The 14,192-nt window shown below is 46.8% G+C and carries 9 protein-coding genes; 5 read left to right on the plus strand and 4 right to left on the minus strand.

All coding sequences use genetic code 11. The annotated features are described in order from the left end of the window. Positions 1 to 5: 5 nt before the first annotated feature. A complete protein-coding gene (locus ABUE30_RS09855; protein WP_408623597.1) occupies positions 6 to 1,532 on the minus strand; it encodes an AbgT family transporter in 1,527 nt (508 codons plus the stop codon). Between the two features lie 167 nt (positions 1,533 to 1,699). On the opposite strand from ABUE30_RS09855, the gene ABUE30_RS09860 reads away from it, so the two are divergent. Both ABUE30_RS09860 and mqo read left to right on the plus strand, forming a co-directional pair. After that, complete coding sequence (locus tag ABUE30_RS09860) at positions 1,700 to 2,611, plus strand: LysR substrate-binding domain-containing protein (protein ID WP_408623598.1); 912 nt, start codon at positions 1,700 to 1,702, stop codon at positions 2,609 to 2,611. A gap of 400 nt (positions 2,612 to 3,011) precedes the next feature. Next, positions 3,012 to 4,595, plus strand: coding sequence for a malate dehydrogenase (quinone) (gene mqo / locus ABUE30_RS09865; RefSeq protein WP_408623599.1), 1,584 nt, complete (start codon positions 3,012 to 3,014; stop codon positions 4,593 to 4,595). Positions 4,596 to 4,647: 52 nt separating this feature from the next. Here the strand turns inward: mqo and pntB are convergent, their stop codons facing one another. Beyond that, positions 4,648 to 6,108, minus strand: a complete 1,461-nt coding sequence (gene pntB, locus ABUE30_RS09870; protein ID WP_408623600.1) for a Re/Si-specific NAD(P)(+) transhydrogenase subunit beta — start codon at positions 6,106 to 6,108, stop codon at positions 4,648 to 4,650. 11 nt (positions 6,109 to 6,119) lie between these two features. Further along, positions 6,120 to 7,667, minus strand: coding sequence for a Re/Si-specific NAD(P)(+) transhydrogenase subunit alpha (locus tag ABUE30_RS09875; RefSeq protein WP_408623601.1), 1,548 nt, complete (start codon positions 7,665 to 7,667; stop codon positions 6,120 to 6,122). 885 nt (positions 7,668 to 8,552) lie between these two features. Here ABUE30_RS09875 and ABUE30_RS09880 point away from each other — a divergent pair. The 3 genes from ABUE30_RS09880 (at position 8,553) to ABUE30_RS09890 (ending at position 11,117) form a co-directional block, all read left to right on the plus strand. Then, complete coding sequence (locus tag ABUE30_RS09880) at positions 8,553 to 10,004, plus strand: sensor histidine kinase (protein ID WP_408623602.1); 1,452 nt, start codon at positions 8,553 to 8,555, stop codon at positions 10,002 to 10,004. Beyond that, positions 9,997 to 10,623 (plus strand): response regulator transcription factor, encoded by a 627-nt coding sequence (locus ABUE30_RS09885; RefSeq protein ID WP_408623603.1) that lies wholly within the window; start codon positions 9,997 to 9,999, stop codon positions 10,621 to 10,623. The genes ABUE30_RS09880 and ABUE30_RS09885 overlap by 8 nt, the downstream gene beginning before the upstream one ends. Before the next feature lie 236 nt (positions 10,624 to 10,859). Then, positions 10,860 to 11,117 (plus strand): GrxA family glutaredoxin, encoded by a 258-nt coding sequence (locus tag ABUE30_RS09890; protein WP_408623604.1) that lies wholly within the window; start codon positions 10,860 to 10,862, stop codon positions 11,115 to 11,117. A gap of 213 nt (positions 11,118 to 11,330) precedes the next feature. On the opposite strand, the gene ABUE30_RS09895 is transcribed toward ABUE30_RS09890, so the two are convergent. Beyond that, entirely contained in the window at positions 11,331 to 14,126 is a 2,796-nt protein-coding gene (locus ABUE30_RS09895) for a hybrid sensor histidine kinase/response regulator (protein WP_408623605.1), read from the minus strand. Positions 14,127 to 14,192: the final 66 nt, after the last annotated feature.

The raw sequence follows: 14,192 nt of genomic DNA on the forward strand, positions 1-14,192 counted from the left end.
CTAAATCAGTGCGCTAACATCGGATAAACGCCTGGGCCAATGGGTAATCCGGTGAAGAAAAACAGGCAAAACAGAACGACCCACGCAGCCAAAAAGCAGATCGTATAGGGCATGAGAAGAGAGATCATCGTGCCAATACCTGCTGCTTTGTCATAGCGTTTCATAAACGAAAGGATGACCACAAAGTAGGGGTTTAATGGGGTGATGATATTGGTTGATGAGTCAGCGATCCGATAAGCGACCTGCACAAAGGCAGGGCTGTAACCGAGCTGCATAAACAACGGAATAAAGACCGGTGCCTCCAGTGCCCATTTGGCTGAGCCACTGACGATTAAAAAATTCAGGAGCGATGTCAGAATGATATATCCAATCAATATCCCAAGTCCGGTCATGTGCACCGATTTAAGGTAGTCTGCGCCATGCACAGCAATCCATGTGCCGAGGTGGCTCCAGTTGAAATAGGCAATAAATTGGGCGGCAAAAAATATCAGAACAATGTAGCTCGACATGCCTTGAATCGATGTTGACATCTGTTTGGCGACATCTTTAGCTGATGTGATCACGCCAATGGTTTTACCATAGGCGATACCGACGGCGATAAAAAAGCACAAGATAAGGGGGATAATCCCTTTGAGAAAAGGCGATGGAATGAGTCCGCCATGAGCATTGGTCAGCGGTGAGTTTGGCCACATGATCCAAGTCACAAGTCCGGCTAAATAGACAAATGCCGTGATCCCAGCATTGCGCAGACCCCGTTTTTCGAGATCACTTAGTGGCGTTTGGTCAGGCATATGCTCGCCTTTATAGTGGCCCAAACGCGGCTCGACTATTTTTACGGTGACCCATACACTTATCAACGTCAGCATAAAAACAGAGATGATATTAAAATACCAGTTGTCGACAGGGGTGACCACCATGGTTGGGTCAACGGCTTTAGCGGCTTCAGTGGAGATCCCAGAGAGTAATGCATCGGTTCCTGCGATGATTAAATTGGCGGTAAAGCCTGCGCCTGCGCTGGCAAACCCACACATTAAGCCAGCAATGGGGTGGCGACCTACTGATAGAAAGACCATCGCTGCCAGTGGGGGGAGTACAATCATGGCCGCATCAGAGGCGATATTCATCATGATCCCAGAAAAAGCAACAGCGGCGGTGATTAACCATGCCGGCGCATTTAAGATAGTTCGCTTTACTAGCGCTTCGAGTAAACCGACTTGCTCAGCGACACCAACCCCTAACATCATCCCTAGTACCAACCCGAGTGGGGCAAAGCCCGTGAAGTTTTTCAGCATATGCGTGAGTATGAAAACCACCCCCTCATCACTGAGTAAACTGCGGATATGTAGCAGTTTGCCGCTGGCTGGGTAGACCACTGTTGCTCCGAAGTGGGCTGCGATGACCGAGGCCAAAATAACCATAACCGCCAGTGACAAAAATAGCATCATGGGGTCGGGAAGGCGGTTACCAATGCGCTCAATAGCATTGAGAATACGCAAACTGCGTTGTGACTTAAGTTCGTTGAGATTTTCCATATCTTTACCTATCGCGATGTTTAGTTATGTGTTTGCCGCTTCGCTTTTTTATCCAATCAAGCGATCGATACTTTTTTATTATTTTTTTGACTCTATCCAATTCTCGACAGAGAGATAAGATTGCAATATCTTTGGCATGATAGATAACGGTTATCAACGGATGGAAAATGGCTATCAAGATACACCAACTGCAGGCATTTAAGGCGGTGGCGCAGCAAGGAAGTATTCGCGCAGCTAGTCGGCAATTAGCTTTGTCGCAACCGTCGCTCACCAAAGCCATCAAAGAGTTGGAGCTTACCCTTGGTGTGCAGCTGTTTCATCGGGGCGTACAGGGCGTAACTTTAACCCAATATGGTCACACTTTATTACAACATGCACATCTAGCTTTAAATGAACTGGAACAAGCCCAGCATGCGATTTCCCAACAACTCGGACAGATGAGTGGGCAAGTGAGCATCGGTTTGGGTGCAAGTGTCGCTTGTAGCCTGTTACCTCACGTATTGGCCCGCTTTCGCCAAGATTATCCACAGGTCTCTGTACGTATCAGCGAAGGGCAAATGGAGAGTCACTTGCATCGGTTACGTTCTGGTGACGTTGATTTTGCCATTAATACTGTTTACCCCGATTTTGCTGAGGGTGAGTTTAGTCTCGAGCCACTTTTTGAATGTGCGTTTAAGGTGTTGGTGCGCCGAAATCATCCGCTGGCAGGGGTCACCAGCTTGGCACAACTGAGTGATTGTGATTGGATGTTACCCACAACCCAAAGTAGTTATATTCAGCTGTTGTTAGATGAGTTGGATAAGTTAGGGATCTTGGTGCAATCCAAAGTGATTTGTGAATCTTATTTGCCGACCTTAAACATTCTGGCTCATACAGACTGTATCGGGATCGTTTCTGAGTTAGCGCTAGAGCACTTTGCTCGCAAAGATCAACTACAGGAGATTGTCTTGCAACAGCCACTACCACTAGCGGTTTTTTATATCATCCAACGTCGCAATCGACAGCTTTTGCCGACAGCAAATCAATTAATGCAGCTATTTCGGGTGCAAAGTCGGCCATTATTCGAATGCCGAGGATGATGGCTGTCGAATGACTAAATGTGATCTAAATCACAAAAATATGACAATATTGTATTATACATGTTGCCTGATTGTGATCAAAGTAAAGATAGTACTAATATCTATAAATCAGTTAGATACATTTCATCTCTACTTAGTTGAAGCTTAAGGTAACCGAAAATGTCATTAGATCACTACTTGTTACTCCTTTTGATGGTGGTATATTGACCAATAGTTCTTAACGCATTCTGTGATCATGTCACTGAGTGCGCCATGTCGAGCTTGTCCGCAACCCAATGCAACCATTAGAGCCGAACATTTGTCGCATCATCGATTGGTGAAAGGTGTGGCTGATGGTTGGTCATGGAAGCGGGTAGGTATGATAACATTTGATAGCAAGTGAAAAGAGATGCAAACCCCCATGAATAAAGTATCTGGTCACAACGGAGTCAATCAACTGAGCTCGGGTGCCGAAGGGCAGCCAATTGATGTCGTGCTAATCGGTGGTGGAATTATGAGTGCCACCCTTGGGACGTTGTTGCAACAGTTAGAACCCAACTGGTCGATTGAGTTATTTGAGCGCTTAGATGGTGTTGCCCAAGAGAGCTCGAATGGTTGGAATAATGCAGGCACTGGTCACTCAGCACTAGCCGAGATGAACTATACACCTGAGTTGGATGATGGCCAGATCGATATCAGCAAAGCAATTCGAATTGACGAACAATTTCAATTATCGCGGCAGTTTTGGGCATACTTAGTTCGTGAGGGGCTGATCCGCGACCCCAATACTTTTATCAGTAGTGTGCCACATATGAGTTTTGTGTGGGGCGATGAAAATGTTCGCTTTTTGCGCAAACGCTATCAAGCATTGCAGACGAGCCCACTGTTTGAAGGCATGGAGTATTCTGAAGATCATCAATTGATTCGATCGTGGGTTCCTTTAGTTATGCAAGGGCGTGATGCGAGCCAACCGATTGCTGCGACGCGTATGGCGATTGGGACCGATGTGAATTTTGGCGCATTGACGCGGCAGATGATCGACTTGCTCAAACAAAATAAGCAATTTAGCCTTCATTTGAACCATGATGTACGTGATTTTAAACGCCATCCAGAAGGTGGCTGGCAGCTTACGGTTGCTGATTTAACCAACGATCGCATCCGTACCATCCATGCGAAATATGTATTTATTGGTGCAGGTGGCGCTTCACTATCATTACTGCAAAAATCCGGTATTCCAGAAGCGCGTCAATACGGCGGGTTCCCTGTTGGTGGACAGTTCTTAGTGACGGAAAATCCAGACGTTGTGAATGAACATTTAGCGAAGGTGTATGGTAAAGCCTCTGTTGGCGCACCACCGATGTCAGTGCCACATCTTGATACGCGAGTGATTGATGGCAAGCGGATGTTACTGTTTGGGCCATTTGCTAGTTTTTCGAGTAAATTTCTGAAAAGCGGGTCATTGTGGGATCTGTTTTCCACCTTAAATGGCTCTAATCTCAAACCGATGGTGCAAGTTGGTTTGAAAAACTTTGATTTGGTCAAATACCTCTTAGGGCAATTAAGACAAAGTGATGCGGCTCGCTTCGCGGCGCTCAAAGCGTTTGCGCCAACGGCTAAAGCTGAAGATTGGACATTGTGGCAGGCGGGGCAACGGGTACAAATTATTAAAAATGAACCGGGCAGAGGTGGGCATCTACGTTTAGGCACTGAGTTGGTCAATGCCAGTGATGGCAGTTTGACCGCACTGTTGGGCGCATCTCCTGGCGCCTCGACGTCAGCTGCGATTATGTTAGAACTATTAGAAAGTTGTTTTGCTGAAAAAATGAGCGATGAAGCTTGGCAAGCCAAAATCAAAACGATGATCCCATCTTATGGGATTGCTCTGCATGATCATGCTGAGATCAATCAACAAGAGCTGCGTAACACCAGTGAAGCATTGGGATTACAACATCATTTGCCAGTTGAAGAGGTCATTGTGCCCGAGCAAGTGGTGTCGATGGGTTAAACCTACCCTGAAATGATCGCCAAAAGCCCTGCATTAGCAGGGCTTTTGTCTATTAGAGTGACTGTAAAATCTGTTCAACACTGGCTTTCGCATCGCCAAATAGCATTTGGGTGTTGTCTTTAAAAAACAGTGGATTTTGCACGCCTGCGTAGCCGGTGGCCATAGAGCGTTTAAATACCACAACTTGAGCTGCATCCCATACTTCCAACACGGGCATTCCGGCGATAGGGCTACCGGGCTCTTTTGCTGCAGGGTTGACGGTATCATTTGCCCCGATCACCAACACCACATCGGTACTTGAAAAGTCATCGTTGATCTCATCCATCTCCAGCACAATGTCATAAGGTACTTTGGCTTCGGCGAGCAGCACGTTCATATGACCTGGCAAACGTCCAGCGACTGGATGGATGGCAAAACGTACGGTCACGCCACTATCGCGTAATTTTTGACAGATGGACGCGACCGGATATTGTGCTTGCGCGACGGCCATCCCATAGCCTGGTGCAATAACTACGCTATTGGCATTTTTAAGCAGTTCGGCGACTTCTATCGCCGTCGTTTCGTGATATTCACCGGCTTCACTATCGGTGAAACTGCCACCTTCGGCACCAAAACCGCCCAAAATGACACTCACAAATGAGCGATTCATCGCCTGACACATGATGTATGAGAGAATGGCCCCTGAACTACCTACCAAAGCCCCAGTGATGATCAATAAGTTATTACCTAACATAAAGCCTGCCGCTGCAGCAGCCCAACCTGAGTAGGAGTTGAGCATTGAGACCACTACAGGCATGTCAGCACCGCCAATCGCACTGACGAGGTGGTAGCCAAAGACAAATGCGATGAGCGTCATCACGATTAATGTCCAGACACTGGCGTAGTTGATGTAGGTAATGCCCAGCCCGAAAGAGGCGACCAGCATGGCTATATTTAGCCAGTGCTTGCCAGGCAAGGTGAGCGGAGTGCTCTTGAGCAGACCATGCAATTTACCAAATGCTACGATTGAACCGGTAAAGGTAACCGCCCCAATAAAGATGCCTAAAACGATCTCCCATTGGTGGATCAATAAGGCACTGGAGTTGATAGGCAACATCGCAGGATTCGGAAGGTGACTGCCTAGCATCGCGCTGACTTGATTGACTTGCTCTGAAAAAGCTTGTAATCCAGCTAAATTGCCGTGCAGCTCCAACGCACTAGAAAAGCCAACTAATACCGCTGCAAGCCCCACAAAGCTGTGCAAAATAGCGACCAACTCAGGCATTTCGGTCATTTCGACTTTAAGCGCTAAGCGGATGCCAATACCTCCGCCAATGATGACGGCGAAAAAGATGATCCACCCAACCCCGTGTAGGTGCACGGCAAGCAGGGTTGCTACAATAGCGATCACCATCCCGATAATACCAAACAGATTGCCGCGCCGTGCGCTCTGTTGGCGGCTTAAACCCGCTAAACTGGCAATAAATAACAATGCTGCAACTAAATAAGCGGCGATTAATAAACCATGTGACATGCGTATTCTCCTTATTCACCGTCTCTGCGAAACATTTTGAGCATTCGATGTGTGACCGTAAAGCCACCCACAATGTTGATACTCGCAATTAAGATGGCGATGCCCGAAAGCAGTAATATTGCCGCGCTACTGCTTGATTTCATCTGCACCAATGCTCCGATGACAATAATCCCTGAGATCGCATTGGTGACACTCATTAACGGTGTATGTAGCGCATGAGTGACATTCCACACCACGTAATAGCCAACCACACAAGATAGAATAAATACGGTGAAATGCTGCACAAATTCGGTCGGCGCTGTATTGGCGACCCAACCAAACAATGCGGCCCCCAAAACTGCCAAAAGCGGTTTTAGATAAGTGCGTTTGGGTGGCTCGGGTGCGATAGGAGCCGCTTCAGCCTTCGCTGCTTTGGGCGCTGCGCTGACAGTAATCGCTGGAGGTGGGAAGGTGATTTCGCCTTCACGTACCGATGTCACCCCGCGGATCACTTCATCGTCAAAGTTCAGACTGATTTGCCCGTCTTTTTCTGGACTGAGTAGTTTGAGCAGATTGACCAAATTGGTGGCATATAATTGACTCGCTTGCGCGGGGAGTTGGTTTGAAAGCTCAGTGATGCCAATAATGGTGACATCATGTTGTATGCTAATCTGTCCAGGTTGGGTTAACTCGCAGTTACCGCCATTTGCCGCCGCTAAATCGACAATGACACTACCGGGTTTCATTAATTCAACCATATCGGTTAAAATTAATTTAGGGGCTGGTTTGCCAGGGATTAGCGCCGTGGTGATAATTATATCGACCTCTTTGGCTTGCTCTCGAAACAGCGCCATTTCAGCGTCAATGAATGCTTGGCTCATCTGCTTCGCGTAGCCATCACCACTGCCAGATTGCTCCTCGAGGGCGACGGTTAAAAAAGTTGCGCCCATTGAGGCGATCTGTTCTTTCACTTCAGGGCGAGTATCAAAGGCACGCACTTGTGCGCCAAGACTGTTAGCCGTGCCAATAGCCGCTAACCCAGCGACCCCGGCACCTATCACTAATACTTTGGCGGGGAGTACCTTCCCTGCAGCAGTGATTTGTCCGTTAAAAAAACGGCCAAAATGGTTAGCCGCTTCAATGACGGCTCGATAACCGTCGATATTGGCCAGTGAACTACGCGCATCGAGCGATTGTGCGCGCGATATTCGCGGCACCATATCCATCGCCAGTAGGTTGATATTGGCTTGTTGACAGCATGCCAGTAGTTCGGCGTTTTGCGCTGGCCAAACAAAACTGATGACCGTTGCATGAGGTTGGATCAGTGCAAGTTCTGTATGCTCCCCTTGATAGCTGGGGGCATGTACTTTGAGAATAATCGGGGCTGCAAAGACGGTACGGCGATCGGCGATCAAAGCCCCCGCATCTTGGTAGGCCGAATCATGGAAATTGGCCGCAACCCCGGCGCTTGTTTCGATAACAACTTCAAATCCAAGTTTACATAATTGAGTGACAGTGGCAGGGGTTGCAGCAACACGTGCTTCCCCTAAGCGACTTTCTTTAGGGACTCCGATTTGCATATATATATCCTAATCATTAAGGCAGCTCGCTGGCTGCGAGAAGGGGGTAGTTATGCAATAAACAGCAATGCATACGACAAGATATTTATAACCTTCTGACGCAGATAAGCAACCGCTGTGCCTCAATTATGCTGCCGTTGTCAGATCCTTTGTCTTGCAAATTGCGGCTACGTGTTCAAGTCATCATCAGGTCGTAGTGAGCGTACCGATTGCAGTGTCTTGACTCGTGGCCCATATCAGAGTCAATTAAAATTGGTTATAGCGGGCATCAACACTAAGCCTGTCATGTTAACTCTCTATTTTGCTTGCCTCTTTTCGCCACCTAATCGCGCGCTTAAATCACGGATGGAAGTGTTTTTAACAAAATGAGTGTGATGGTCCGTGAAATAAAAAATTCATAGTATTTATGTAGTTTTATTGAACCTTAGTCGAGGATGGTTTGTTGTCTGAGCAGGCTGTTTAATAGCGAGTAAGAGTGGCTTTAGATGGCGGCGGTAAGGTGAATCACTAAGCGCTCGGCATTGCGATTGATATTGATTAACTATATAATATTTTTATGTTTTTTTTATATAAAATGTGTAGATGTTGGCCTATTTAGCGTTATTCGTTATCTTGGTTGGTGTGATCCCTTGCTTGTGTTATTTTGCAGGTATGATAGACCTATATCTGCAATTCGGTGCGCCATTTTCTGGATGCGTGCTGTTGCTTTGGTTATTAATCGATGTATTGCAAATGCGCAGTTCAAAAGTGCACCACAAATGAACTCGCTACACATTAATTGACGATATATCAAAGGGTTCACTATCCCTTGTCGGTTACCCATAGGATTGTCCATCACCTTCTGGCAATATAAAGGTTTCATCTATTAAAATGGAATAAATCCTTTTGGCGCGTAAAAGTTGGTCTTTTCGCGATAGCCGCCTTGCCCGGCGATTGGTGCTAGCTATCGTGTTATTCAGTTCAGTCTTGACGCTTAGCGTCACTGGCGTGCAGTTGTATTTGCAGTATCGTTTAGATATGAGCAATGTCGAGCAGTCGGCGCAGATCATTCAAGATTCATGGCTGGCATCTTTAACCGAAAGCGCTTGGGACTACGATACTGATCTTATCGAGATGCAGCTCAACGGGATGATCAATCTTCCGTTTATTATGGAGGTGCAACTCTCGTTAAGCGATGGGCAATATTTCTCGGTGGGCCACCCCGCAGCCGATAACAGCTTGGTGTATCGGTTTTCTCTAGAGCATGTTCATTCCGGTAAAATGAAAGAGATCGGCCACTTGAAAGTGGTTGTGGATACGGGGCGTATCCATGATGATCTGCTGCGCTACGCGCTCACGTTGTTGATCTCTAATCTGTTTAAAGCCGCAATGGTGGTCTTGTTCATGCTGTTTATCTTTCACATTCTGTTAGGTCAATACTTGATCCAGATAGTGGCCTATCTGCGTGGCGATGATGGCCATTTACCCGGACAACCAATGCGCTTGCAGCGCGGCGCCCATCAATCCGATGAGCTGGATGATCTCGTTGCTGCTTATAATAGTATGGCGACTCGTTTAGCACAAGAAAACCGCCAGCGCTTGGCAGAGAGTGAGCAGCGGGCCTTAATGCAGCAACAACTTGCGCAGATGGACCGACAAGTCACGATGGGCGAGATGGCGACCTCACTGGCCCATGAATTGAATCAACCGCTCGCATCCATTACGGGGTATGCTGATATTAGCCGACGTTTTTTAGCTGGCAATAAAACGGAGCGTCTTGATGAGACACTGCAGAAGATTTCTAACGAAGCGATGCGAGCCTCAGAAATTATTCGGCGCACCCGTGAATTTGTTCGCTCGCGTAAAACGTCGCAAGAACCGATTACAGTCACTGCGTTACTTGAAGAAACAGTAGCGATTATTCGCCACAGCGCCGAGCAATATGAGATTGCTATTCACTTGGATATGTCCTCGATGTGTGATGATTCCGTATCCGTGGATAAAATTCAGATCCAGCAGGTGCTGGTTAATTTGTTGCGTAATGCCATTGATGCGTTGCGTAATAAAGCCTTGCCGCGTGATATCGAGGTGTCAGCGGTCAGTGATGCGAATCGCATTTGTATTCGCATTGCTGATAATGGACCAGGGATTGATGCCTCGGTTATTGAGCAAGTCTTTGCCCCCTTTGTGACCACTAAGGATGATGGAATGGGGATTGGTTTAGCGATTAGCCGAGCGATCGTTGAAGCGCATCACGGTCAATTGCGTGCGTATAATCAAACGCAAGGAGGAGCCAGCTTTGAGTTAACGTTAGCTGCAATGAGCCATGATTTAATAAAAGGTGATGAGAATGAGTGAAGATGTAAAACCGCTGATTTACATAGTTGATGATGATTTCTCGATTCGCGACATGATTGGGTTGATGGTCGATAGTGTCGGTTATCGTTATCAAAGTTTCGCTGATGCCAGCGAATTTTTAGATGTTTACGAAGATACCCACGGCTGCTTGTTGCTGGATATCCGTATGCCAGGAATGTCAGGGATGATGCTTCAAGAGCGATTGAATGAGCAACGCAGCATGATGCCGATTATTTTTATTACTGGTCACGGCGATATTACCATGGCAGTTGAAGCGATGCAGCGCGGCGCGTTTGACTTTATGGAAAAGCCTTTTCGAGAGTTTGATCTGCTAAGCAAGATTGAGAAAGCGCTTGAGCAAGACCAACAAAATCGCGTCGATTTAACCATGAAGCAAGAAATTTGTGAGCGCATTAATTCGTTAACTAAACGCGAACGTGAGGTGATGGGGCAGGTGGCTCAAGGTAAAGCCAATAAAGTGATTGCCATTGATTTGAATATTGCGCAGGGGACTGTTGAGATCCATCGCTCTCGGATTATGTCGAAGATGAAAGCGCGCAGTTTGGCACATTTGATGCGCATGTTGATGGTGGCCGGTGAGATAGAACGCTGTATCTAGTGAACTTTTCGTCTACAGGTAGTTTGCGTTGCGCATTGTTGATGGGATAATCGTTAACCGCGAAGCGTATGAATGTGGTGGCTGCTCATTACATCGATTAAGCATCCTCGATGCAAATGTATAGTTTTTGACGATTAATGATCAAGGTATTATCGATTTTTATCTCGTTCACAAGTACGTTATAGTTATTTACATCATCACGACATCGTGATGAATGCTGTTACTTAGGGGATTATATGCAAGTTGTTATTTTTGGTCGTCCTGGTTGTCCTTATTGTGTTCGCGCCAAACAATTAGCTGAACAGTTGTCAGAAAGTCAGGATGATTTTGGCTATCGTTACGTTGATATTTATGATGAAGGGATCAGTAAAGCTGACCTGTCAAAATCAGTGGGTAAACCTGTTGAAACAGTACCACAAGTCTTTGTCGACAAACAACCTATTGGTGGTTGTACCGAATTTGAAGCGATGATGCGCGCGCGGTTTAACGCTTAATCGGCGAAGATAAGCATCGGCCGTACATACGGCCTAAAATTTAGTTATATCGCCAGCAACAATCGCGACTGGGATATGTCGGAATGGGATTTTTCGTCCTAACCAGTTTTGTTGGTGAAATGAGAAACGATTTGTATACACTGTTATTTGGGCTGATTTTATCAGCCCGTTTTTTTATTTGAGCGCTGTGCTCTGTGAGCGTTGATCGATAGCTTAAAGCTGGGCGATGAAGCACCGTAATTTTTGATCGACATCTTGCATCAGATGCTGAAACTCACCCAGCCAAATTAGCTCGGGCAGTTGTTGCTTTTGACTAAGCGTTTGCAGATGGAGCGCGCCTTGTTCGAGTTCATTGGCGCGCAGCGCTTTGGCATGTTGATAAAGCATGGTCGCTCGCTCATGAATGCCCTCGTAATTGTGGGTATTAAGCTGGGCATTGAGCTGTTCCCACAGATAGGGCTGCTGATCTAAAAACTGCTGTGCGTGGATCTGCAACTGATGTGGCGTTTCATCGATCCAGTGCGGTGCCTCAACCCAACTGGGTAAGCCTGTATGGATACTTTGCTCATACCATAATTGCCAGCGCCGAAAGTGGGGTTGGTGGGCTATTAACAAAGTATCAATTGCTTCATTTTGCAGCGGTTTAGTTAAAATATCGTTGATGCCAGCGGCAAGCATTTCACTACGCGTGTCACTGTAAGCGTCAGCCGTGCAACCAATAATTAATGAAAAACAGTCGGGCGCTTTCATCCGCCTGATATGACGGGTCGCTGCAATGCCACTCATCTGTGGCATATGATTGTCCATTAAAATAATGGAGTAACTTTGTGCGGCAATGGCTTCGATGGCCTGAGCCCCGTCAAGAACAATTTTGCTCTGGAATCCGCGTTTTTCAAAGAATGCTCGAATGATCATGCCATTGGTACGATTGTCCTCGGCAATTAGAAGTGGAAGATTGGCCATTTTTAAGCGGTGTGCTACCGGGGCACGTTCTAATGATTCAGCTTGGCCAATATCGACTTGCATGGTTGCGGTAAAGCGTGACCCTTGGCCGATTTTACTTCGTACTCGAACATCACCGCCCATGGCTTGACAGAGCTGACGGACAATCGCAAGCCCAAGTCCCGACCCACCATATAGTCGAGTGGTTGATGACTCTGCTTGGGTAAACGCATTAAATATGTGGGCTTGGCGTTCGTTGGCAATGCCTATACCAGAGTCTTCAACTCGGATAATTAAGTAGAGCTGTTTTTGGTAATAAGACTCTTTGGCAATGATCTTCACATAGCCATCGTGGGTAAACTTCATGGCATTGCTGATAAGGTTTAAAATCACCTGCCGGATCCTATCGCGGTCGGCGAATAGGTGGGGTTGTTTGACACAATTATCGAGGATGAAATTGATCCCCTTTTGTTTGCTTAGCGCCGAATAGGTGCTACGGATACCCTGTAAGACTTCAGTCAGTGAAAATTGGGTCGGTTCCAATTGCAGGCGCTGCGCATCGATTTTAGAAAAATCGAGGATATCATTGAGTAGAGCCATCATATGCTGGCCCGAGCTATATAGATCATCTAAATAACTGCGCTGCAATGGGGTTAAAGGTGTTTGTTCAAGTAACTGAGTTAGGCCTAATACCCCATTCATCGGCGTACGTATTTCATGACTCATTCGAGCTAAAAAGCGCAGTTTCGAGTTATTAGCCTCTTTGGCATGGCGTAACGCTTGGCGCAGCGATTCCTCGAGGTGGCGTTGTTCGCTGATATCGCGCTGCACAGCAATATAACTTTCTAACTCACCTTGTGGATTAAAGACAGGGGTAATATCGATATCTACCCAGTAGCTTTGGCCATCTTTTTTATAGTTGAGAACTTCGGTGCGGATCCCCTGACGTTTGGCGAGTGCATCCCCGATGCGCTGGCGCGTTTGAACATCGCTGTCTGGGCCTTGCAGTAATATCCCAGGCGAGCTGCCTAATACCTCGTCACTGTGATAACCAGTGAGAACACTAAAGGCACTATTAACCCATGTAATAGCGCCATTGGAGTCGGTGATGACGATGGCATCATGGGCGTGCTGCGCAACCTGTGCAAGGCGTTTGGCCATGGTTTCGCGCTCGATAAGAAGCCGACTGTGCCGCGCGAGTTGCTCACGATTGTTGGCCAATTCTTGAAATGGGCGAACTAATAATCGTTGTCCTAACAGGTAAATTAAAAAGAGCGAGAGTATGAGCGATAATCCCAACATTCCGCCTAATCGGTAGAGCAAATTATCGCGCTGAGTAATTTGGGCCTGTGTGCTGACGGCGTAATTCATCACCAAATCGGAATAACCAAGGGGCACTTCATAGACCCGCCAGCGGTTATTGTCTATTGGAAACATTTCAATGCCAGCAGAGGGTTGGCTTAAGCTGATTCGGCGGTTGTGGTTACTGATAATAGTGGAGAAAAAATAAGCTAAATCGAAGTCCAGCTTTACCACCATTACCCCTTCAATTTGAGCGTGAGCGACAATCGGTAGATACAGCATAAAATACTCATGCTGATTCTTTTGCACTAATTGAATGAGGGAATCACCGGGGGCACCCGTTAAAATTCGTCCAACAACTTTGAGCTGTTGTGGCGGATAATTATCCGGTGCCATCTGCACCATGATCGGTTGGCTATAGCGATTGTAAATCGTCAGCTGCGCTTTTTTGGCAAATATTTGTGCTTGTTCGAGTTTGATTTGTAGCTTCGAGGATGACCTGATTGGCGTTTGGGTGACCGCTTGCACAACTTCAGGTAATGCACTTAGCCGCCGGTAGGCAATCTCGCGGTCATTGAGGTATTGCAAGAGGTAACGCTTAGCTGTTTGCAACTCAATTTGAGTGGTTTCCTCTTGGATCTTAGCGACGACCTGAACGCTTTGTTGATGAACGACAAAGCTACCGACTGCGCCTAATAATAGTGCGCTGAGACTAATATAAAGAATAAAAAGTTTACGGGTTGAGATCGTCTTGAGTGGCCGCACGGCGTTGCGCTTCCCTGCTTTTAGGCATCATAAAACCTTCATTGTCGTTAAAGGTACTTGGCAACG

Source organism: Celerinatantimonas yamalensis, assembly GCF_046054155.1.
GTDB lineage: Bacteria > Pseudomonadota > Gammaproteobacteria > Enterobacterales > Celerinatantimonadaceae > Celerinatantimonas > Celerinatantimonas yamalensis.

Coding starts and splice junctions, on each gene's coding strand:
- ABUE30_RS09855 (WP_408623597.1), bottom strand. CDS start 1,532: ATGGAAAATCTCAACGAACTTAAGTCACAACGCAGTTTGCGTATTCTC.
- ABUE30_RS09875 (WP_408623601.1), bottom strand. CDS start 7,667: ATGCAAATCGGAGTCCCTAAAGAAAGTCGCTTAGGGGAAGCACGTGTT.
- ABUE30_RS09890 (WP_408623604.1), top strand. CDS start 10,860: ATGCAAGTTGTTATTTTTGGTCGTCCTGGTTGTCCTTATTGTGTTCGC.
- pntB (WP_408623600.1), bottom strand. CDS start 6,108: ATGTCACATGGTTTATTAATCGCCGCTTATTTAGTTGCAGCATTGTTA.
- ABUE30_RS09885 (WP_408623603.1), top strand. CDS start 9,997: ATGAGTGAAGATGTAAAACCGCTGATTTACATAGTTGATGATGATTTC.
- mqo (WP_408623599.1), top strand. CDS start 3,012: ATGAATAAAGTATCTGGTCACAACGGAGTCAATCAACTGAGCTCGGGT.
- ABUE30_RS09860 (WP_408623598.1), top strand. CDS start 1,700: ATGGCTATCAAGATACACCAACTGCAGGCATTTAAGGCGGTGGCGCAG.